Below are 21,395 nucleotides of genomic sequence, written 5' to 3'. Positions count from 1 at the left end.
ACAACGTGTGCTGGATGGTCGAATTTCTTCGTGAAATCGGCTGCTGACTTCTTTGTCTTGTCCGGTTTTTCGGCGTTTTATCGACGTTTACCCTCGGTTTTCGGCTTTCGTATTGCCTGGTTCTTTTTCGCTGGATACACTCTGTATTCAAGAGCGGCCATCTTGCTTCACCGGACACGCTCGCCCCCACAAGTAGAGGCAACGCATCATGCAGACCGACAACGACAACGACAACGGCAACGACAACCTCAGCGACAGCAAAGCCGGCGCCAGCGCTTCCCAGGCGGTTCGGGCCCTGCTCGGATTGCGGGAGCTGATTCTCGGCGGCGATCTCGCGCCGGGCGCCCGCATCTCCGAACTGTGGGTGGTTGAGCGCCTCGGTGTCTCCCGCACCCCGATCCGGGCCGCGTTGATCCGCCTGCAGGAAGAAGGCCTGGTCGAGCCCATCCCGTCCGGCGGCTTTGCGGTCCGTTCCTTCGCCGAAAGTGAAATCAGCGATGCGATCGAACTGCGAGGCACCATGGAAGGCATGGCGGCGCGGCTTGCCGCGGAGCGCGGTGTCGGCCAGACCATCCTGAGCGGCCTGCGCGACTGCATCACGCAAATCGACACGGCACTCACCGGCGAGCTGACCGCGGTCAAATTCTCCACGTATGTCGATCTCAACGCGCGCTTCCACCAGTTGCTGGCCGAAGCGGCCGGCAGCCCCCTGGTTGCACGGCAGATCGAGAAAGTGATGAATATCCCGTTCGCCTCCGCGAGCGCGTTCGTGATGGTCCAGTCCATCGATGAAAGCGCGCGCGAAATGCTGCTGCTTGCGCAGGCGCAGCACCGCTCGGTGGTCGAGGCGATCGAGCTGCGCGAGGGCGCCCGCGCCGAAGCGCTGATGCGCGAACACAGCCGCATCGCCAACCGCAACCTCAAGATCGCCATGCAGAACCAGCAGGCGATGTCGCAGGTGCTCGGCGGCAGCCTGATTCGCCGGGCAGGCCGCCCGGCCTGACCTAATCCACTTTCGTAAGTCACTGAACCTTGGCGCGATCGGGCGCCAGGGAGGGGATCGCTATGTTTCTGAAAAACACCTGGTACGTGGCCTGCACGCCGGACGAACTCGCGGGAAAGCCGCTTGGCCGCACGATCTGCAATGAAAAAATGGTGCTGTTCCGGGGCGAGGACGGCAGCGTCGCCGCGCTGGAGGACTTCTGCCCGCACCGTGGCGCGCCGCTTTCGCTGGGCTTTGTCCGCGACGGGCAACTGGTCTGCGGCTACCACGGCCTGACCATGGGCCGCGACGGCAAATGTGCCAGGATGGCCGGGCAGCGCGTCGGCGGGTTCCCTTCGATCCGCAGCTATCCGGCGGTCGAGCGTTATGGCTTTGTCTGGGTCTGGCCGGGCGACGCCGCGCTGGCCGACGCGGCAGCGATCCCGCACCTGGAGTGGGCGGTGAGCGCGGACTGGGCGCACGGTGGTGGCCTGTATCACATCCATTGCGACTACCGGCTGATGATCGACAACCTCATGGACCTGACCCACGAGACATACGTCCATGCCTCCAGCATCGGGCAGGCCGAGATCGAAGAGGCGGCACCCGCCACCCAGGTGGAGGGCGACACGGTCGTGACCGGCCGGCATATGGAGGGCATCATGCCGCCGCCGTTCTGGGCCGCGGCATTGCGCGGCAATGGCCTTGCGCACGATGTGCCTTGCGACCGCTGGCAGATCTGCCGCTTCACGCCGCCAAGCCACGTCATGATCGAGGTGGGCGTGGCGCACGCGGGCAAGGGCGGGTATCACGCCGAGCCGCAGCACAAGGCGTCGAGCATCGTGGTGGATTTCATCACGCCGGAAACCGAGACATCGATCTGGTACTTCTGGGGCATGGCGCGCAACTTCAAGGCAGACGACGCGCAGCTGACCGAAACCATCCGCGAAGGGCAGGGCAAGATCTTCGCCGAAGACCTGGAAATGCTGGAGGCGCAGCAGCGCAATATCCTGGCCAATCCCGAGCGCAAGCTGCTCAAGCTGAACATCGATGCCGGCGGCGTCCAGGCGCGGCGGATTCTCGATCGCCTGATGCAGCAAGAGCGTGCCGGTCATGCCGGGCAGGCGGAGGGCGCGTGATGCAGGTCAGGATCGCAAGCAAGGCCGACGCGGCGCCGGGCATCGCCGTGTTCGAACTGGTCGCGCCGCACGGCGGCACACTGCCGGCATTCACCGCGGGCGCGCATATCGATGTACGGATCGGGCCGGGACTGGTGCGCCAGTACTCCCTGTGCAACGACCCCGCCGAGACCCACCGCTACCAGATCGGCGTGCTGCGCGACCCCGCCTCCCGGGGCGGATCGGTGGCCATGCACGCGCTGGCAGTGGGCGCCACGCTGGAGATCAGCGAGCCGAAGAACCACTTCGCGCTGGCTACCGGCGCCGCGCATTCGATCCTGCTTGCCGGTGGCATCGGTGTCACGCCCATCCTCGCCATGGCGCAACGCCTGGCGCGGACCGGCGCATCGTTCGAGTTGCACTACTGCACCCGCTCGGCGGCGCACACGGCGTTCCGCGAGCGGCTTGCGCACGACGACCTGCGGGACCGCACGCATTTCTATGTCGATGAGCCGCAGGGCCATCGTGCGGACCTGCCGCGCTTGCTCGCCGGCCACGGCGCGCAGACGCATCTCTATGTGTGCGGCCCCGCCGGCTTCATGGATGCGGTGCTGCGCCAGGCGAAAGAGGCCGGCTGGCCGGAGGCGAATCTCCACCGGGAGTATTTTGCCGCGCCCGAGGTGCCTTGCGCCATCGCCGGCGCCTTCCAGGTGAAGGTCCAGAGCAGCGGGCTGGTGATCGATGTCGAGCCGGAACAGACGGTGGTGCAGGCGCTGTCGGCCAATGGCGTGGAGATCCAGACCTCCTGCGAGCAGGGCGTGTGCGGAACCTGCCTGACGCGCGTGCTGGCGGGCGAGCCGGACCATCGCGATGCCTATCTGACTGACGAGGAACGCGCAGCCAACGATCAGTTCCTGCCGTGCTGCTCGCGCGCCCGGACGGGTTTGCTGGTGCTGGATTTGTAGTTGCCGTCAATCCAGATCGATCGGATCGATCGGATCGGCCGGGTAAATCAAAATAAAACCATGGAGGTAGACAATGAAGCTCGACATCAGGGAAACCATCAACCAGGGCGAGATGAGCCGGTTCCAGATCATGGCGGTAGCGATCTGCATCGTGCTCAATATGCTCGATGGCTTTGACGTACTGGCGATGGCGTTCACCGCCTCGCATATCTCGGCCGACTGGCACCTGAGCGGCAAGGAGATTGGCGTGCTGCTCAGTGCCGGGCTGTTCGGCATGGCGGCGGGATCGCTGTTCCTGGCGCCCTGGGCCGACCGGCTCGGGCGCCGCCCCGTCATCCTGCTCTGCCTGGTGACGATCTCGGCGGGCATGCTCTGTTCCGCGTTCGCGCAGAGCGTGACCCAACTGGCGGCCATGCGGGCGATCACCGGGCTGGGCATCGGCGGCATGCTGGCCAGCATCAACGTCATTACCGGCGAATACGCCTCCGACAAGTGGCGCAGCACCGCGATCGTGCTGCAGGCCACCGGTTATCCGGTGGGCGCGACGATTGGCGGCGCCATCGCCGGCGTGCTGTTGCTGCACTACGGCTGGCGCAGCGTCTTCGTTTTCGGCGGGCTGGTCACGCTGGCCATGATCCCGGTCGTGCTGGCGCGCTTGCCTGAATCGCTGGACTTCCTGATCGCCAGGCGTCCGGCCGGCGCAGTCGACAAGCTCAACAAGCTTCTCGCCGGCATGGGGCGCGAACGCATTACCGAAATGCCGGCGCGCGCCGCCGCGCAGGTGCCGGCCCAGGGCGGGGTTCGCAGCTTGTTTGGCGGTCGCCTCGCCATGCAGACGCTGATGATCTGGACTTCGTTCTTCCTGGTGATGTTCAGCTTTTACTTTGTCCTGAGCTGGACGCCGAAGCTGCTGGTGGCGGCCGGCATGTCGGCGCAGCAGGGGATTACCGGCGGCGTGCTGCTCAACGTGGGCGGCATCGTGGGCGGCACGTTGTTCGGTTTCCTTGCCGCGCGCATCGGGCTCAAGCCGCTGCTGTGGAGCTGCTTTGTCCTGACCGCCTTGTTGCTGGTGGCATTCGGCATGTACGCCAATACCTTGTCGGTGGCGTTCCTGCTGGCCCTGTTCATCGGTGGCGGCATCTTCGGCTGCATGGTCGGCTTGTACGCCTACGCGCCCATTCTCTATCCGGCGCAAAACCGCACCACGGGCATGGGCTGGTCGATCGGCATGGGCCGCTTCGGCGCGGTGCTGGCCCCGCTGGTCGCCGGCGCGCTGGTCGACGCGGGCTGGCCCACCGCAAACCTGTACTACGTCTTCGCCCTGCCGCTGCTGGTAGCCATCGCCAGCGTCGGCTTGCTTGGCCGGTCCCCGGCGGCCGACGGACAAGCGGTACGTATCGCCGCGCACTGAGCGGTACCACATAGAACACGCAATAGCGTGCCGACATTGGGCGGCAGGCCCCCGGCTTGCCCCAAATTCTAGAAGAAACGGGAGGATGACAATGAAACTTGGGCATACGGTCGCAGCCATTGCGGCAGCGATCCCGGTGGTTGCCGCGGCGCAAAACGTGACGGCTTATGGGGTGGTGGATACGGGCGTGGAATACATCTCCCATATCGGCGCGGCAAAGGACAATGTCCTACGCATGCCGAACCTGACCGGCACGGTGCCGTCGCGCTGGGGCTTGCGCGGCACCGAGGACCTGGGCGGCGGCATGAAGGCGATCTTCTGGCTGGAGTCCGGGTTCGGGCCCGATAGTGGCGCCAACAACCAGGGTGGACGCCTGTTCGGCCGCCAGGCGCTGGTGGGCCTCTCGGGGAACTGGGGGCAGGTCGCGCTGGGACGGCAGTACACCATGCTGTTCTGGGCCATGGCCGATCCCGACATCCTGGGGCCGAACGCCTTCGGGTCGGGCTCGCTGGATAGCTACCTGCCCAATACACGCGCGGACAATGCCATCTCGTACAAGGGTACCTTCGGCGGCCTGACCGCCGGCGCCACCTACAGCTTCGGCCGCGATACGGTCAACGCGGGCCCGAGCCCCTCGGGCACCAACTGCGCCGGAGAGAATCCGGCGGACCAGCGCGCTTGCCGCGAGTGGTCCGCGATGCTCAAGTACGACACTGCGACCTGGAGCGTGGCAGCCGCCTACGATTCGCTGCGCGGCGGCCCGGGCGCCTTCGCCGGGCTGAACCGCAGCAGCCTGACGGATGACCGCCTGTCCATCAACGGCTATGTGCTGGTCAACCGGGACACCAAGATCGGCCTGGGCTGGCTGCGCCGGGATAACCGGGCCAGCCCGGCTCCGGTGAGCGACATGTTCTACGGCGGCGTGACGTATCAGGTGACGCCGGCCTTCAGCGTCGACGGCGAGGTGTTCAACCTGCGCTATCACAACAGCGCCGACAAGGCATGGCTGTTCGCGGCGCGCGGCGTCTATGCCTTCACCAAGCGCACCTCCGTCTATGGCACGGCCGGCTTCATCAACAACGGCGGCAACCTGGCGCTGTCCGTCAGCAATGCGGGAACGGGCACCAATCCCGCACCCGGCGGTAGCCAGCTTGGTGCCATGGTCGGGATGAAACACGTGTTCTGACCGTGCAAGCATGGCCGGGCTTGCGCAGCCCTGTCGCCTCGGGCGGGCCAACTGGCAAGCCTTGCTTCTTCGCAAGGCAATGCCAGGCCCGTCACGCCACCTGCCGCGCGTCGCCGAACGCGCGCGGATGCGCCGGCCGCGCCAGGCCCAGGTGCTCGCGCAAGGTGTTGCCCTCGTAGCGCTCGCGAAACAGCCCGCGCCGGCGCAGCTCCGGCAGCACCAGTTCGATGAAGTCGTCGAGCCCGCCCGGCAGCCACGGCGGCATGATGTTGAAGCCGTCGGCGGCGCCGCCTTCGAACCACGCCTGCAGCTGATCGGCGATGCTCTCGGCGGTGCCATGAATGGACCAGTGCCCGCGCGCGGTAGCCACGCGCAGGTAGAGCTGGCGAATGGTCAGTCCCTCGCGCCGGGCTAGCCCGGTCACCAGCTGGAAACGGCTCTTGGCGCCGTTGGGCTCGGGCAGGTCGTCGGGCAGCGGCCCGTCGAGCGGGTAGCCGGAGAGGTCCACGCCGCCGAGGTTCTGCGACAGCAGGGCCAGCCCCACGGCCGGATGGATCAGGCTTTGCAGTGCTTCGAATTTCTCCTTCGCTTCGGCTTCGCTGCGCCCGATCACAGGGAACACGCCCGGCATGATCTTGAGCTGGTCGGGCGTGCGGCCATAGCGCGCCAGCCGGCCCTTCAGGCCCTGGTAAAAGGCCCGGGCGTCCTCCAGCGACTGCTGCGCGGTAAAGATGACCTCCGCCGTGCGCGCCGCCAGCTCCTGTCCGGCCTTGGACGAGCCCGCCTGCACGATGACCGGATGGCCCTGCGGCGGGCGCGACACGTTGAGCGGTCCGCGTACCTGGAAATGCTTGCCGTGGTGATCCAGTGCGTGCAGCTTGTCAGCCGCGAAATGCAGGCCGCTTGCCTTGTCGTAGAGGAGGGCGTCGTCTTCCCAGGTGTCCCAAAGCCCTGTCACTACATCCACGAATTCCTCGGCGCGCGCGTAGCGGTCGGCGTGCTCGGGGTGCTTGTCCAGGTTGAAGTTGCGCGCCTCGGCGTCGGACCACGATGTGACCACATTCCAGCCGGCGCGCCCGCCGCTCAGGTGATCGAGCGAGGCGAACTTGCGCGCGACGTGAAAGGGCTCGTTGTAGGTGGTGGAGACGGTGGCCACCAGGCCGATGCGCTCGGTTACCGCGGCCAGCGCCGAGAGCAGCGTCAACGGCTCGAAGCTGGCGGCGCGCGCCGTGCGGGGCAGGGTGGCATCGTCAAGCGCGCGGATTGCGACGCCGTCGGCGAGAAAGATCGTATCGAACTGCGCGGCCTCGGCGCTTTGCGCCAGCCGCACATAGTGCGCAAGATTCTGCCCGGCGTCGGCCTGCGCGCCGGGGTGGCGCCAGCCCGCCACATGGTGGCCGGTGGCTTGCAGGAAGGCGCCGAGCTTGAGCTGGCGCTGATGTGCGGGTTGGCTCATCCGTGGCTCCCTTACGCGGCGGCGCGCGCCGGCGCCGCGTGGTTGGCCGGCTCGGCTTGCTTGGGCGCCGCAGACTTCACCGATACGCTGCGGCGTCCGTCCACGCTGACCGGCACATCGCCCGCGATGGTCACCCGGCGTACCACGCGTTTCGCGTCGCCGTAGTCGTTGATGGCGTAGTGCTGGGTGGCGCGGTTGTCCCAGATCGCCACGTCGTTGGCGCGCCAGCGCCAGCGCACCGTGTTCTCAAGGCGATGGACGTGGTCTTGCAGTACGGAGACCAGATGCTGCGAGTCGGAGGACGAGTAGCCAAGCAGCTTTTTCACGAAATGCCCCAGCACCAGCGTGCGCTCGCCGGTTTCCGGGTGCACGCGCACCACCGGATGCTCGGTCTCGTAGATAGCGGCGGTGAAGACCTCGCGGTAGCGCTTGATGGCTTCGGTGCTGACCGTGTTGCGGGTGGCGGCGTAATCGTAGTCGTTGGTGTGCAGCGCCCACAGGCGGTCGGCCAGTTCGCGCAGCGCCTCGGGCAGATCCTGGTAGGCCGCCGCCGTATTGGCCCATACGGTGTCGCCGCCGGCGGCGGGAATGACCACGCCGCGCAGCACGGACACCTGCGGGTAGGCCAGGTCGAAGGTCACATCGGTATGCCAGGAGTTGGCGCGGCCGCCGTGCTCGGAATCGAGTTCGAGCAGGAATCGCGTGCCGTCGCGCGAGGGCACGGTGGGGTGGGGCACGGGCGTGCCGAACAGGCTGGCAAAGCCCTCCTGGGCTTTGTCGTCCAGGTGGTCCTGGTCGCGCAAGAACAGCACCTTGTGGCGCAGCAGCGCGGCGCGCACGGCGCCGAAGGTGGCGGCATCGAGGTCCGGCGCCAGCTTTAGTCCGCGGATCTCGGCGCCGATGCGCCCGGCGACCGGATGGATGTCTAGCGTGACTTGTGTTGTGGCTTGCTGCTGGGTCATCTGGGATTCTCCTGTGGGCGAGGGGCGCGATTCAGATCGCGAACTGGATATTGGGTGGCAGCCGGTCGGTGGTTTCCGGATCGGGTTCGCGCTTGATGGGTGCCTCCGCCAGATCGGCCGGGCGCCCGGTGAATTCCTGCAGCACATCGTCCTTGACGCGCGCAAAGCCCAGCGCGGCGCGGTCGCGCGGATGGGCCAGCGGCACCGGCAGGATGCGCCGGATGCGCCCGGGGCGCGGCTCCATCACCACCACGCGATCGCCCAGGTAGATGGCTTCTTCGACATCGTGCGTGACCAGGATCATGGTGATGCCCTCGGCCTGCCAGATGCGGTGCAGCTCCTGCTGCAGGTAAGTGCGGGTCAGGGCGTCGAGCGCGCCGAAGGGCTCGTCGAGCAGCAGGATCTCCGGGCGCGTGACCAGCGCGCGGGCAATGGCCACGCGCTGGGACATGCCGCCCGATAGCTGGTGGGGGAACGCGGTCTCGAAGCCGGCCAGCCCCACCAGCGCGATATGCTCGCGCACCGTGCGGCGCTTCTCGGTCTCGGTCAGGTTGGCGTTGAGCAGCGCCGTGCGGATGTTCTGCTCCACCGTCAGCCACGGGAACAGCCGGTGCTCCTGGAACACGATGCCGCGGTCCAGGCTGGTGCCCACCACGCGCTTGCCGTCGAGCAGGATCTCGCCCTTGTAGTCCTCCTCCAGCCCCACCACCAGCCGCAGCAAGGTCGATTTGCCGCAGCCGCTGGCGCCGACGATGCTGACGAACTCGCCGGGCGCGATGGACAGCGTGATGTCTTCGAGGACGGGCAGGGGCTCGCCCTTGACTTCGTATTGCTTGCGCAGGTGCGCGATATCGAGCGTGCCGGCTCGGGCCATGACAGGTCTCCGGGATGGGTTCAGAAGCAATGGGTTCAGGATCAGAAGGCGGCGACCGAGCGCCCGCGCCACGCCAGCAGGCGGCTCTCGATGCGGCTGGCGATCCAGTTCAGCGTAAAGCCGACCAGCCCGACCACGATCACGCCGAAGATCACCAGGTCCATCCAGAAATTCTCGCGGCCATCGGTCAGGGTGTTGCCGATGCCTTTGCCGGACACCAGCATGTACTCGGCGCCCAGCGTGGCTAGCCAGGCGTAGATCAGCGCCAGGTGGATGCCGGCGAAGATCGATGGCGAGGCCGACGGCAGCACCACGCGCAGCAGCACCTGCCGGCGCGAGTACTTCAGTACGTTGGCCACTTCCAGCAGATCGGCGGGCACGGCGCGGATCCCCTCGAAGGTGTTGAGCACCACGGGGAAGAAGGCCGCGAGCGACAGGAACACCACCTTGGCGGTGTCGCCCAGCCCGAACCAGACCGAGATCAGCGGGATCCAGGCGAACAGCGAGATCTGCTTGATGGTGTGGAACGTTGGCCCCACCAGTTGCTCGAACAGCCGCGACAGCCCCAGCGCGGTGCCAAACAACAGGCCCGCGCTGGCACCCAGCGCGAAGCCGGCAACGTCGCGCCACAGGCTGGCCGACAGCGCGACAAACAGCGCGCCGCTGCGCACCTGCTCCACCGCCGTGGCCCAGACCTTGGACACCGGCACCAGCAGCGGCGACGTGCTCCAGCCAAAACGTACCGCGGCCCACCACAGGATGATCAGGCCAATAGGAAGGACCCAGCCGCGCAACGCGCGCGGGATGCGCAGTGAGTGCGGGCTGCCGGATTTCGTTGCCAGCGTCGTGGAGGCATCGGCCATGTTGTTTTCCTTTGCTGTTGGTTTGCGCCGCAACTCAGAGCCCCGGCTTGCGCCAGCGCAATACCGCGCGCTCGGCCAGCGCCAGCACCTTGTCCAGCGCGAAGCCCACCGCGCCTACCACGATCACCGCGGCAATCACCATGTCGAGCTGGAACAGCTGCCGGCCGTACACGATCATGTAGCCCAGCCCCTCGGAGGAGGCCAGCAGCTCCACCACCACCAGCGCCAGCCACGCGTGCGTCAAGCCGTAGCGGATGCCGCTCCAGATCGGCGCGGCGGCGGCGGGAAACACCACCCGCGACAGCAGTTGCCAGCGGGTAAAGCGCAGCACCCGCGCCACCTCGATATAGCGCGTGGGCACGTTCTGGATGCCCTTGTAGGTATTGAGCGCGATCGGTACCAGCGAGGCCTTGGCAATCAGGATGATCTTGAGCGCTTCGTCAATGCCGACCAGCAGCATCAGCAGCGGCAGCCAGCCCAGCACGGGCACCTGGCTGAAGGCCTTGAAGGTGGGATAGACGTAATCGCGGAAGCTGGGCGACAGGCCCATCGCCACGCCCAGCGCCAGCCCGCCGGCCAGGCCCAGCGCAAAGCCGCCCGCCACGCGCAATGCGCTGACGGCCAGGTTGGCCTGCAGCTCGCCGCTCTGGTACAGCTCCGTGAGCGTGTGCCAGACGGTGTCGGGGGCGGGCAGCACCTGCGGCGGAATCCACGCCAAACGCGCCGCCACGTACCAGACCAGCAGCAGCGTCAGCGGCACCGGCCAGGCCAGCAGCCACGCGGCATGCTGCCGGGTGGGCCGCCAGGCGTGCAGCCGCTTGCCGCGTTGCGCGGGGGCGCTGCCTGCCGCGGCCGGCAGCGCCAGGGTATCGTTGGCTGCCATCGCGTCAGGCTCCGAGGATCTTGCCGTTGGGCTGGTAGACCGGCCAGTAGCTCTGCAGGCTCAGGTCGTTCAGCGCGGCCTTCAGGAAGCTCGGGTCGATCCACTGGTCCACGTCGAACTTCGCGCGTGAGAGCCGCAGGCGGTACGCCTGCTCGGTGGCGTCCTTGTAGCGGCTCACCAGGAAGGGGTCGAAGTTCGGGTTCAGCCGCACGCGCAGCGGTTCGCCTTCGTAGTCTTCTTTCCAATGCTCATAGGGCGTGCCGGCGCGCGCCCAGGTGCGCAGCACGTCTTCGCGGTTCTTTTCGTCGGAGGCCCAGCGCGCGGCCTGCACCGCGGTCTTGACCAGTTGCTGGGTGGCCTCGGGGTACTTGCTGGCGAACGCGTCGGTCACCAGCACATGGCTCTGGCGCGTGTAGATCGGCGACTGGTTCTTGCTGGAGTACAGGATGCGCACCGCGCCCTTGTCGCGCAGGCGCAGGATATCCATGGCGCCGATGGCGCCGTCGATATCCCGTGTGGTGAGCGCGGCCAGGTAACCAGCGGTGTCCAGGTTCAGCAAGCGCAGGTCCTTCTCGGCCAGGCCGTTGGCCTCAAGCAGGCGCAATGCGGGCAGATGCATATTGGTGCCCTTGAACAGCGACACGCGCTTGCCGCGCAGGTCCGCCACCGTCTTGAGTGGGGAGTCGGGCGGCACGCCGATATAGATGTTGGTGCGCACGCCCGTGGCCAGCACCAGCCGCGTCTTGAGGCCGGCGGCGCGCGCCACGATGGCGGGCAGGTCGCCCTGCATCGCAAAATCGAGCTGGTTGGTGCTGATGGCTTCGTTCACGGCCGGCCCCGCGCCCTTGAAGAACAGCCATTCGATGCGCGTGCCTGACGGCTTGAACGCCTCTTCCAGCCAGCCGCGCGCATGGGCGATGGCCATGGAGCTGCCCGCGAAAGTGGGCGGCGTGCCGGTGGCCGGCTGCGCCACGCCAATGCGGATCACGTCGGGCCTGGCGCCGCCGCTGGCGCTGAACGCGCTCAGCGGGCTGGTGGATGCGGCGGCACCCAGGCCGGATACGGCAAGGCGTTTGAGGAGGGTTCGTCGCGTGATTGCCATCTTGGATGTGGTCCTGTGTCTTGTGCTCGTGGGGAAGAATTCCACCAACGGCTCTCAAGATACGCGGCGCCATCGGCACGGCAGAACGAATGTTTCTGCTTTTGGATATGGCCTGCGCGCATATGCACCACGGATGGCGATGGTGACGCGGCAACGCATATGGGCATGCGCTTTCCTTCGTTCCGTGGGGCGGCGCGGTGGCATAGAGTGCGCCATTTTCGCTATGTGCCGAACGCACAAGGGCTGAGCCAATGACCAGCAACAACAAGAACGGGCGGCCGCAGCCCGGCCGGCGCCGCTTCCTGCGCCAGGGCGCGGGCCTGGGTGGCGTGGCGCTCGCCGCCGGTGCGCCCGCCCCCGTGCGGGCCGAAGTACTGACGGTGCCGCCCTGGACCCGCACGCCCGGCGAGCCGGTGCTGTGGCACGCCTACGGCCAGCCCTCCGCGTTCGAGAAGAACGTGATCCGGCGCAACCGCGGCCCCGCGCCGATGCCGGGCGCGAACTCCTCCATGACGCCGCTGCAGGACCTGCGCGGCATCATCACGCCCACGGGCCTGGTGTTCGAGCGCCACCACGCGGGCATCCCGCAGATCGATCCGGCGCAGCACCGCCTCGCTGTGCATGGCCTGGTGGAGCGCCCGCGCATCTTTACCATGGACGACCTGGTGCGCCTGCCATCGGTCTCGCGCATCCACTTCCTGGAGTGCTCCGGCAATACCGGGCGCGAATGGCGCGCGCCCAGCGCCACTTCCGTGCAGATCAGCCACGGCTTGCTGTCGTGCTGCGAATGGACGGGCGTGCCGCTCTCCGTCGTGCTGGAGGAGGTGGGCGTGTACCCCGAAGCCGCCTGGCTGCTGGCCGAGGGCGCTGACTCCGCCACCATGACGCGCAGCGTGCCGATGGCCAAGGCGATGGAAGACGCGCTGCTGGTCTACGCGCAGAACGGCGAGATGCTGCGGCCCGAGCACGGCTATCCGCTGCGGCTGTTCCTGCCGGGCTTCGAGGGCAATATGAGCATCAAATGGCTGCGCCGGCTCAAGCTCGGCCGCGCGCCCTTCATGACGCGCGAAGAGACGTCCAAGTACACGGACTCATTGCCGGACGGCAGCGCGCGCCAGTTCACCTTCATGATGGACGTGAAGTCCGTGATCACCTTTCCCGCGCCGGACCACCGGCTGCGCGACAAGGGCTTTTACGAAATCTCCGGCCTCGCCTGGTCCGGCTACGGCCGCATCCGGCGCGTGGACGTGTCGGTGGACGGCGGGCGCAACTGGCGTGAGGCGCAGTTGCAGGATCCCGTGCTGGACCGCGCGCTCACGCGCTTTCGCCTGCCATGGCGCTGGGAGGGCGGCCCGGCCGTGCTGCAAAGCCGTGCCATCGACGAGGCGGGCAATGTGCAGCCCTTGCCGGACCAGCTGGTGGCCGCGCGCGGCTATGAGTCCACCTACCACTACAACGCCATACAAGCCTGGCGCGTCAGCGCCGACGGGAGCATTGCCAATGCGCGCGCTTGAATCCCACCGTACCCACCTTGCCGCCGCCGTACTGGCGATGGCCGCGGTTTGCGCGCAGGCACAGGCGCAAACCTACGGCATTGGCTTGCAGGCCAGCGAGCGCGATCTCGCTGCCTGGAACATCGATGTCACGCCAGATGGCGCCGGGCTGCCGCCAGGCAGCGGCAGCGTGACGCTTGGCAAGCAGGTCTACGACAACCAGTGCGCCGCGTGCCACGGCTTGAAAGGAGAAGGCAAGCCGGCCGATGCGCTGGTCGGCGGGCACGGCAGCCTGAAAGGCGCCGGTGTGAATGGCAAGCCGCCGTTGAAAACCATCGGCAGCTTCTGGCCGTATGCGACGACAGTGTTCGACTTCATCAACCGGGCCATGCCATACAACGCGCCGCAGAGCCTCAAGGCGGATGAGGTCTATGCCGTCACCGCGTATCTGCTGCACTTGAACGGCATCGTGCCGGCGGATGCCGTGCTGGATGCACGCACGTTGCCGCAGGTGCGCATGCCGAATCGCGATGGCTTCGTCGCGGACGCGCGGCCCGATACGGCGAATGTGCCTTGCCGCCGCGGCTGTGGCGCACCGGCACGTTGAGACTACGCTGAAATCACGTGAGGCGCCCATATGCGATAAGCGAATAAGCGGTAGCGATTACATTCGTTGACCGCTTCAGTCCGGGATCACTACAGTGCAAAGCTTAAGAACAAGCGGTGCAGGCCTGCCTGTTGCCTTGAGCAGCCAGGCGCGGTGCCGCGCGCGTTCCGCTACGCACTTTCGGTCCCCCGCTTAAGAGCTTGTCATGACGATTGGAACCCACCCGGCCTCAACTTCCCGTGCTATCGCGCCCGCCGCCTTCGCCGGCAGCGCCCGGTTCGAGATCCGCCCCTTCGATGCGCCGCTGGGCGCCGAGATCGTTGGCCTGGACCTCGCCGAGCCGCTGTCCGCGGAAGATTTCGCCCGCATCCATCGCGCGCATCTCGATTACCACGTGGTGGTCTTCCGTGATCAGCGCATTACGCCCGCGCAGCAGATCGCGTTCAGCCGCCGCTTTGGCCGGCTGCAGATCCATGTGCTGCATCAGTTCCAGCTTGCCAACCACCCCGAGATCCTGATCGTCTCCAACGTGCTCAAGGACGGCAAGCCGATCGGGCTGGGCGATGCCGGGCATTTCTGGCATTCCGATCTCTCGTACAAGGAAAAGCCCAGCCTGGGCTCGCTGCTGCACGCCCAGGAATTGCCGGCCGAAGGCGGCGACACCTTGTTCGCCAACATGCACCTGGCCTGGGAAACGCTGCCCGCGCCTCTCAAGGCGAAGGTGGACGGGCTCAAAGCCGAGCACACCTACCTGGCCAAATACGCCGAGCTGCAACAGCGTAGCCCGTGGCGTCCCGACCTGACGCCCGAGCAGATCGCGCAAGTGGCCCCCGTGCTGCAGCCGGTGGTGCGCACGCATCCGGAGACCGGACGGCGCGCACTGTTCGTCAGCGAGCATTTCACCACGCGCATCAAGGGGCTGCCCGAAGACGAAAGCCGCGACCTGCTGGCGCAGCTGTTCGCGCATAGCGTCAAGCCCGAGCATATCTACCGCCACGTCTGGCAGGAGCATGACCTGGTGTTCTGGGACAACCGCTCGCTGCTGCATCTGGCAGCAGGCTGCCCGCAGGCCATGCGCCGCGTGATGTACCGCACCACCATCGAAGGCGATCTGCCCGTCTGAGCGGCACGCATCGCACGCGGCAGGGCGGGCCTGGCCCGTCTACTGCGCGCTGCCGAATACACAGCTTCCATCGTATCCATCGTATCCACAGTATCCGCAATACCCACCGGAGTCCCGCATGTCCTTGCTACGTTCCCGTCTTTTCTCCGCCCGCTGGCCGCGTGGCGTCGTCGCGCTGACGCTCGCCGCCGGCATGGCGGCCACGGGCGCGGCCCACGCGGAGGGGAAGATCCGCATCGCCGAGCAGTTCGGCGTGGTCTACCTGCTGCTCAACGTGGCGCGCGACCAGCAACTGATCGAGAAGCAAGGCAAGCAGCAGGGCGTGGACGTCAAGGTGGAGTGGACCCAGCTCTCCGGCGGCGCCGCCGTCAACGATGCGCTGCTGTCCGGCGCCATCGATATCGCCGGCGCGGGCGTGGGCCCCTTGCTGACAGTATGGGACCGCACGCACGGCAAGCAGAACGTGAAGGGCGTGGCATCGCTGGGCAATTTCCCTTACTACCTGGTCAGCAACAATCCCAAGGTCAAGACCATCGCCGACTTCACCGACAAGGACCGCATCGCGTTGCCCGCGGTATCGGTATCGGTGCAGTCGCGCGTGCTGCAACTGGCTGCGGCCAAGCAATGGGGCGACAAGGAATTCAACCGGCTGGACAAGTGGACGGTGGCGGTGCCGCATCCCGATGCAGCCGCAGCCATCATCGCCGGTGGTACCGAGATCAGCGGCCATTTCGGCAACCCGCCGTTCCAGGAGCAGGAACTGGCCGGCAATCCCAATGCGCGCATCGTGCTGAACTCGTATGACGTGCTGGGCGGCCCCAGCTCGGCCACGGTGCTTTATGCCACCGAGAAATTCCGCAACGACAACCCCAAGACCTACCGCGCCTTTGTCGATGCGCTGGCCGAGGCGGCCAGGTTTGCCACCGCCAACCCGGAAGCCGCCGCCGACCTGTATATCCGCGTCAACAAGGCCAAGATCGATCGCGCGCTGCTGGTCAAGATCCTGAAGAACCCGCAGGTGCAGTTCAAGGTCGCGCCGCAGAACACCTTTGCGCTGGCGGAGTTCATGCACCGGGTGGGCGCCATCCGCAACCAGCCGAAATCCTGGCAGGATTATTTCTTCCAGGATCCGGTCACCGCGCAGGGCAGCTGACATGACCGCGCAACCTTCCCCGCTACGCGTGGTTTCCGCGCGCGCTGCCCCCGCGCCGCTGTTGCAGGTCGACGGCGTCTCGCTGGAATACCGCACCCCCGAGCGCGTGGTGCGCGCCACCCATCAGGTCAGCTTCGATGTCCATGCGGCCGATCGCTTTGTGCTGCTCGGCCCGTCGGGCTGCGGCAAGTCGACCTTGCTCAAGGCCGTGGCGGGCTTCGTTGCGCCGTGCGAGGGCGAGATCCGGATCGAGGGTGCGCCCGTCAGCGCGCCCGGCCCCGACCGCATCGTGGTGTTCCAGGAGTTCGACCAGTTGCCGCCCTGGAAGACGGTGCGGCAGAACGTGATGTTCCCGCTCATGCAGTCGCGCGCCATGTCGCGCCGCGAGGCGTCCGAATGCGCGCTGCATTTCCTCGACAAGGTGGGGCTGGCCAACTTTGCCGATGCCTATCCGCATACCCTGTCGGGCGGCATGAAGCAGCGCGTGGCGATTGCCCGCGCGCTGGCGATGCGCCCCAAGGTGCTGCTGATGGACGAGCCCTTTGCCGCGCTGGATGCGCTCACGCGCCGGCGCATGCAGGAGGAGTTGCTGGCGCTGTGGCACGACGCCGCCTTTACGCTGCTGTTTGTCACGCATTCGATCGAAGAGGCGCTGGTGGTGGGCAGCCGCATCCTGCTGCTGTCGCCGCACCCAGGGCGCGTGCGCGCCGAGCTCAACAGCCACCAGTTCGACCTGGCCAGCCAGGGCGGGGCGGAGTTCCAGGCTACCGCGCAACGCATCCACCATCTGCTGTTCGACGAGACGCCGCACCCGGCGCCGTCGCCGGCGCGCACCGCGCAGGCGCGCTGAACGCCCGCCAGGATTGACCATGACGAGTACATACACGAGCACCCCCTCTCTTGCCGCCACCACGGTGGTCCGCGCGGAGTACGAGCGCGTACTGGAACCCTTCACCGCGCTGCCGGTGGCGCGCGCCTTGCCCTGGCCGCAACGCCTGTGGCAGCAGGGCTGGCTGCGCAAGGCGCTGATCCTGGTGGTGCTGGCCTGCCTGTGGGAAATCATCGCGCGCGTGCAGGACAACGACCTGCTGTTGCCGAGCTTTCTCGCCACCGCAGGCGCTTTTGCCGAAGGCATCGGCAATGGCGAGCTGCTGACCAAGGCCGGCATCTCCATGTCGGTGCTGCTGCAAGGCTATGCCGGCGGCATCGTGCTGGCCTTCGTGCTGACCACGCTGGCGGTCTCGACCGAGCTGGGGCGCGACGTGCTGGACACGCTCACCTCCATGTTCAACCCGCTGCCGGCCATCGCGCTGCTGCCGCTGGCACTGCTGTGGTTTGGCCTGGGCAGCAAGAGCCTGGTGTTCGTGCTGATCCATTCGGTGCTGTGGCCGCTGGCGCTCAATACCTATGCGGGCTTTCGCGGGGTGCCGGCCACCTTGCGCATGGCCGGGCGCAACTATGGCCTGCGCGGGCTGCGCTATGTGCTGCTGATCCTGGTGCCCGCCGCGCTGCCGGCCATTCTCTCGGGCCTGAAGATCGGCTGGGCCTTTGCCTGGCGCACGCTGATCGCGGCGGAGCTGGTGTTTGGCGCCTCGTCGGGCAAGGGCGGGCTGGGCTGGTACATCTTCCAGAACCGCAATGAGCTGTACACCGATCGCGTCTTCGCCGGCCTGGCCATGGTGATCCTGATCGGGCTGCTGGTGGAGAACCTGGTGTTCAGGACGCTGGAGCGCGTGACCGTGCGCCGCTGGGGCATGCAGCACTGAGCCTGGTGGCGACGGGAATAGTGCTGTAGCCGGCACGCGGCGCCGGGGGCGGCTTCAGGGATCGACCGGAGGCGGCAGAACGCGCTCGCTCAAGCCCAGGCGCTCCAGCACGCGGCCGGCGGCATTCGCCACGCTGTCGCCATGCGGGGGCATGATCAGGTGCGCGGTCTCGCGATACAGCGGGTCGCGTACCTGGAACAGCGCTTCGAGCGTGGCGCGCGGGTTGGCGACCTGCAGCAACGGGCGGTTGCGGTTGCGCCGCGTGCGGTGCCACAGCTCGGCGGGCGAGGCGCACAGGTAGATCACGCAGCCGCGCGAACGCAGCATCTCGCGGTTTTCCGGGCGCAGCACGGCGCCGCCGCCGGTGGCCATCACGATGCCGTTGCGCTGGCTGAGCTCATCCAGCACCCGGCTTTCGCGCTCGCGAAAGCCTTCCTCGCCTTCCAGCTCGAAGATCGTGGGTATCCGCACGCCGCAACGCGCCTCGATTTCGTGGTCGGAATCGAAAAAAGGCAGCCCGAGCCGGCGCGCCACCGTCCTGCCGATGGTGCTCTTGCCGGCGCCCATGAAGCCCACGAAGAAGAGGTTATCGAAATCCAAGTTTGCGTTGAGCCGTTTTCGGCTCCGGATCCGGTCTTCTCTACGGTAGCACGAGATGCGTGGCGAGCAAAACGTATGGGCAAGAAGCTCATGCCAGGCCGAGCAGCTGGCGGGCCTCTTGCGGCGTGGCCACGACGCGGCCGTACTGCGCGCACAGCCCCGCCACCCGGCTCACCAGCTGCGCGTTGCTGGCGGCCAGCGTGTCCTTGTCCCAGCGCACATTGTCTTCCAGGCCGGTGCGGCAGTGGCCGCCGAGCTGGAGCGTCCAGTGATTGACCTCCAGCTGGTGCCGGCCGATGCCCGCCGCGGTCCAGGTCGCGCCGGGCAGTACCTTGCCCAGTTGCGCCACCTGGAATTCGAGGATGTCCTTGCGTGCCGGCAGGGCATTCTTGATGCCGAATACAAATTGCACGTGCACCGGCGCCGGCAGCAAGCCCTCCTTGACCAGGTCCGCCGTGTTGTAGAGCATCGCCAGGTCAAAGATCTCGATCTCGGGCTTGATGTGGTAATCGCGCATGGCCTTGGCCAGCGCCCGCACGAAGTCGGGCGGGTTCTCGTAGACGGTGGTAGGGAAGTTGACCGAGCCCGTGGCCAGCGAGGCCATGTCCGGGCGCAGGTCGAGCATGGCGCCGCGCTGCTCCATGGCGCGCCCGCGCCCGCCGGTGGAGAACTGCACGATCATGCCCGGGCAATGCTTGCGGATGCCTTCCTGCAGCTCGGCGAAGCGCGTCGGGTCCGAGCTGGAATTCCCGGCATCGTCGCGCACGTGCAGATGCACCAGCGTGGCGCCTGCCTCGAAGCTCTGCTGCGTGCTCTCGATCTGCTCGGCCACCGAGATCGGAATGGCGGGATTGTCTTTCTTGCGGGGCACCGAGCCCGTGATGGCGACTGAGATGATGCAGGGGTCTTGCATGCGAGGCTCCAATGTGACGCTCCAATAAGGGATGGCGCTGCCGGCTTTTCAGGCCGGACGGGCCTGGCGGCTGCGGCTGGCCAGGGCTTGCGCGGCCATGCGCAGCGAGGCGTTGGCCGCGCCGAAGCCGAGGTAGCCATCGCGCTGCACCAGCTCGAAGAAGAAGCGGTCGTGGAAGGGCTCGGTGTACGCGTGCAGGAATTCACCGCCGGCATCCCTGTCGTATAGCAACTGGTGTTGCCTCAGGCGTTCCAGTGCCGCATCGTCCAGCCCGAGCCGGGCGCCGACATCGTCGTAGTAGTTGTCCGGCACGTGGAGCATGGCGGCCTCGGCGGGCACGACCTGCGCCAGCGTCGCGCACAGATCCGCCGTACGGAATGCGATGTGGTGGATGCCCGAGCCCGCGTAGGCGGTGATGAACCTGCCGGTCGCGGTGCGGCTGCTCTCCGAGACATTGAGCGGAATCCGCAGGCTCTGCTCCGCGCTGACCATGGCGCGGCTCTTGACCAGTCCATAGGGATCGGCGATTTCGTGCAGCGCCTGCGCCTGCAGGCCGAACACCGTCTTGTAGAACAGTACGAAGCTGTCGAGCCTGTGCGGCGGCAGCGCCTGGGCGATATGGTCGATGGCCATCAGCCCCGCGCCCGCGCTGTCGGCGCCGCCAGGTTCCAGCACGAAGTCGCTTTCGTAGATGCTGCGGTCCAAGCCCTGTTCGTCGATCAGGTAGAACAGCATGCCGTCGGGGGCGCGCAATGCCGGAATGCGGCGCTCGTGCGGGCCGACGCGCTCGCGCCACTCCTTGCACAGCAGGGCCCGGGCACGCGTGACGGCGCGTTGCGCATCGTCCACCTTCAGGCCCAGCGCGCACACGGAGGGGCCGTGCAGCTGGAAGTGCTCGGCCGCGGCGCTGTCCTGCTCGGCATTGAGGATGATGTTGACGCCGCCCTGCCGGTACAGCTCCACCGCCTTGGAGCGGTGGCGGCCCGCATGGCCAAAACCCAGCGAACGCAGGCGCGCGCCCAGCTCGCGCCCGGTCACGTAGTCCACCGCGAATTCCAGGAAGTCCACGCCGGCGAAACGCGGCGGCGCCGGCAGGGGCGGGCCGCCCGCCTCGGACTCGAGCCAGATCAGCGAGCGCAGCCCATCGAGCGCGGTCAGGCGCGCGGGCGCCGCGCGGAATTCGTCGTTGAAGATCTCCAGCGAGAGCGGCCCGCGATAGCCCGCGTCCATTGCCGCGCGCGCAAACTCGGTGACGGCCAGATCGCCCTGCCCGGGGAAATTGCGGTAATGCCGGCTCCACGACAGCACGTCCATGCTCATCCGCGGCGCGTCGGCCAGTTGCATGAAGAAGAGCTTTTGCGCTGGCACCTCGCCGATGCCTTCGAGCGTGTCGCCAAGCGCGAGCGTGTGAAAGCTATCCAGCACCAGGCCCAGCGCGGGGTGGTCGGCCTGCCGCACGATCTCCCACGCCTGGCGCCAGCGCCGGGTGTGGCGGCCCCAGGCCAGCGCCTCGTAGGCGACCGACATCCCGCGTTTGGCCGCGGCCTCGGCCATGGCGCGCAGGTCGGCCGCCGCGCGCGCGGGATCGTCGATGGCGATCTCCTGCACATTGCTGCAGACCAGCACCATGCGCGCGCCGAGCTCTTCCATCACGTCGAACTTGCGCTCGGCCCGTGCCATGTTGCGCTCGCGGATCGCATCCGGCATGGCCTCGAAATCGCGGAAGGGCTGGTACAGCATGATGGCCAGGCCGAGGTCGGCCGCGATGCGGCGCACGTCGGCCGGCGAGCCGTCGAAGTTCAGCAGGTCGTTCTCGAAGATCTCGACCCCATCGAAGCCGGCCGCGGCGGCGGCCTCGAGTTTTTCAGGGAGCGTTCCGGAGAGCGATACGGTGGCGATCGATTTCGGGTGGCGCCAGATTGTGGTGTCCATGTCAGA

At 67.2% G+C, this 21,395-nt stretch carries 20 protein-coding genes; 11 read left to right on the top strand and 9 right to left on the bottom strand.

The window, feature by feature from the left end; translation table 11 throughout:
* Positions 1-208: 208 nt before the first annotated feature.
* The 5 genes from A9975_RS04625 to A9975_RS04605 all read left to right on the top strand — a co-directional run bounded on the left by A9975_RS04625 (position 209) and on the right by A9975_RS04605 (position 5,662).
* A complete protein-coding gene (locus A9975_RS04625; RefSeq protein WP_183031586.1) occupies positions 209-1,003 on the top strand; it encodes a GntR family transcriptional regulator in 795 nt (264 codons plus the stop codon).
* 62 nt (positions 1,004-1,065) lie between these two features.
* Positions 1,066-2,121 carry an aromatic ring-hydroxylating dioxygenase subunit alpha gene (locus A9975_RS04620; protein ID WP_183031585.1) on the top strand — a complete coding sequence of 352 codons (1,056 nt, stop codon included), beginning with the start codon at positions 1,066-1,068 and terminating at the stop codon, positions 2,119-2,121.
* Positions 2,121-3,065 (top strand): PDR/VanB family oxidoreductase, encoded by a 945-nt coding sequence (locus A9975_RS04615; RefSeq protein ID WP_183031584.1) that lies wholly within the window; start codon positions 2,121-2,123, stop codon positions 3,063-3,065. Before A9975_RS04620 ends, A9975_RS04615 begins: the two co-directional genes overlap by 1 nt.
* Before the next feature lie 73 nt (positions 3,066-3,138).
* Complete coding sequence (locus tag A9975_RS04610) at positions 3,139-4,476, top strand: MFS transporter (RefSeq protein WP_183031583.1); 1,338 nt, start codon at positions 3,139-3,141, stop codon at positions 4,474-4,476.
* Between the two features lie 91 nt (positions 4,477-4,567).
* Positions 4,568-5,662: a porin gene (locus A9975_RS04605; RefSeq protein WP_183031625.1), complete on the top strand. Its 1,095-nt coding sequence runs from the start codon at positions 4,568-4,570 to the stop codon at positions 5,660-5,662.
* 91 nt (positions 5,663-5,753) lie between these two features.
* Here the strand turns inward: A9975_RS04605 and A9975_RS04600 are convergent, their stop codons facing one another.
* Genes A9975_RS04600 through A9975_RS04575 form a run of 6 tightly spaced genes read right to left on the bottom strand, consistent with a single transcriptional unit; the run spans position 5,754 to position 11,802 of the window.
* Positions 5,754-7,118 (bottom strand): LLM class flavin-dependent oxidoreductase, encoded by a 1,365-nt coding sequence (locus tag A9975_RS04600; RefSeq protein WP_183031582.1) that lies wholly within the window; start codon positions 7,116-7,118, stop codon positions 5,754-5,756.
* Positions 7,119-7,129: 11 nt separating this feature from the next.
* Positions 7,130-8,080 (bottom strand): TauD/TfdA family dioxygenase, encoded by a 951-nt coding sequence (locus tag A9975_RS04595; protein WP_183031581.1) that lies wholly within the window; start codon positions 8,078-8,080, stop codon positions 7,130-7,132.
* A 31-nt stretch (positions 8,081-8,111) separates the two neighbouring features.
* Positions 8,112-8,954 (bottom strand): ABC transporter ATP-binding protein, encoded by an 843-nt coding sequence (locus tag A9975_RS04590; protein ID WP_183031580.1) that lies wholly within the window; start codon positions 8,952-8,954, stop codon positions 8,112-8,114.
* A 41-nt stretch (positions 8,955-8,995) separates the two neighbouring features.
* Positions 8,996-9,817, bottom strand: a complete 822-nt coding sequence (locus A9975_RS04585; protein ID WP_183031579.1) for an ABC transporter permease — start codon at positions 9,815-9,817, stop codon at positions 8,996-8,998.
* 34 nt (positions 9,818-9,851) lie between these two features.
* The gene (locus A9975_RS04580) at positions 9,852-10,700 is read right to left on the bottom strand and encodes an ABC transporter permease (protein WP_183031578.1); all 849 of its coding nucleotides are present in this window, start codon (positions 10,698-10,700) and stop codon (positions 9,852-9,854) included.
* Between the two features lie 4 nt (positions 10,701-10,704).
* Positions 10,705-11,802 carry an ABC transporter substrate-binding protein gene (locus A9975_RS04575; protein ID WP_174424019.1) on the bottom strand — a complete coding sequence of 366 codons (1,098 nt, stop codon included), beginning with the start codon at positions 11,800-11,802 and terminating at the stop codon, positions 10,705-10,707.
* A 251-nt stretch (positions 11,803-12,053) separates the two neighbouring features.
* Here A9975_RS04575 and soxC point away from each other — a divergent pair, with 251 nt between their 5' ends.
* The 6 genes from soxC (at position 12,054) to A9975_RS04545 (ending at position 17,944) form a co-directional block, all read left to right on the top strand.
* Complete coding sequence (gene soxC, locus A9975_RS04570; protein ID WP_183031577.1) at positions 12,054-13,316, top strand: sulfite dehydrogenase; 1,263 nt, start codon at positions 12,054-12,056, stop codon at positions 13,314-13,316.
* A complete protein-coding gene (locus tag A9975_RS04565; protein WP_183031576.1) occupies positions 13,303-13,902 on the top strand; it encodes a c-type cytochrome in 600 nt (199 codons plus the stop codon). The genes soxC and A9975_RS04565 overlap by 14 nt, the downstream gene beginning before the upstream one ends.
* A 205-nt stretch (positions 13,903-14,107) precedes the next feature.
* On the top strand, positions 14,108-15,025 hold the full coding sequence (locus tag A9975_RS04560) for a TauD/TfdA family dioxygenase (protein ID WP_183031575.1): 918 nt from the start codon (positions 14,108-14,110) through the stop codon (positions 15,023-15,025).
* A 118-nt stretch (positions 15,026-15,143) separates the two neighbouring features.
* Positions 15,144-16,178, top strand: coding sequence for an ABC transporter substrate-binding protein (locus tag A9975_RS04555; RefSeq protein WP_370563885.1), 1,035 nt, complete (start codon positions 15,144-15,146; stop codon positions 16,176-16,178).
* A 1-nt stretch (position 16,179) separates the two neighbouring features.
* Positions 16,180-17,028 carry an ABC transporter ATP-binding protein gene (locus tag A9975_RS04550; protein WP_183031574.1) on the top strand — a complete coding sequence of 283 codons (849 nt, stop codon included), beginning with the start codon at positions 16,180-16,182 and terminating at the stop codon, positions 17,026-17,028.
* A 19-nt stretch (positions 17,029-17,047) separates the two neighbouring features.
* Positions 17,048-17,944, top strand: coding sequence for an ABC transporter permease (locus A9975_RS04545; RefSeq protein WP_183031573.1), 897 nt, complete (start codon positions 17,048-17,050; stop codon positions 17,942-17,944).
* Positions 17,945-17,998: 54 nt separating this feature from the next.
* Here the strand turns inward: A9975_RS04545 and A9975_RS04540 are convergent, their stop codons facing one another.
* The 3 genes from A9975_RS04540 to A9975_RS04530 all read right to left on the bottom strand — a co-directional run bounded on the left by A9975_RS04540 (position 17,999) and on the right by A9975_RS04530 (position 21,389).
* Positions 17,999-18,544, bottom strand: a complete 546-nt coding sequence (locus A9975_RS04540) for a shikimate kinase (RefSeq protein ID WP_183031572.1) — start codon at positions 18,542-18,544, stop codon at positions 17,999-18,001.
* An 88-nt stretch (positions 18,545-18,632) separates the two neighbouring features.
* Positions 18,633-19,457 carry a 3-keto-5-aminohexanoate cleavage protein gene (locus A9975_RS04535; protein WP_183031571.1) on the bottom strand — a complete coding sequence of 275 codons (825 nt, stop codon included), beginning with the start codon at positions 19,455-19,457 and terminating at the stop codon, positions 18,633-18,635.
* A gap of 48 nt (positions 19,458-19,505) precedes the next feature.
* Entirely contained in the window at positions 19,506-21,389 is a 1,884-nt protein-coding gene (locus A9975_RS04530; RefSeq protein ID WP_183031570.1) for a bifunctional sugar phosphate isomerase/epimerase/4-hydroxyphenylpyruvate dioxygenase family protein, read from the bottom strand.
* Between the last annotated feature and the right edge of the window lie 6 nt (positions 21,390-21,395).

The sequence above is a fragment of the Cupriavidus sp. UME77 genome (assembly GCF_014170355.1).
Lineage (GTDB): Bacteria > Pseudomonadota > Gammaproteobacteria > Burkholderiales > Burkholderiaceae > Cupriavidus > Cupriavidus basilensis.
This window is presented reverse-complemented; position numbering and strand designations above follow the sequence as displayed.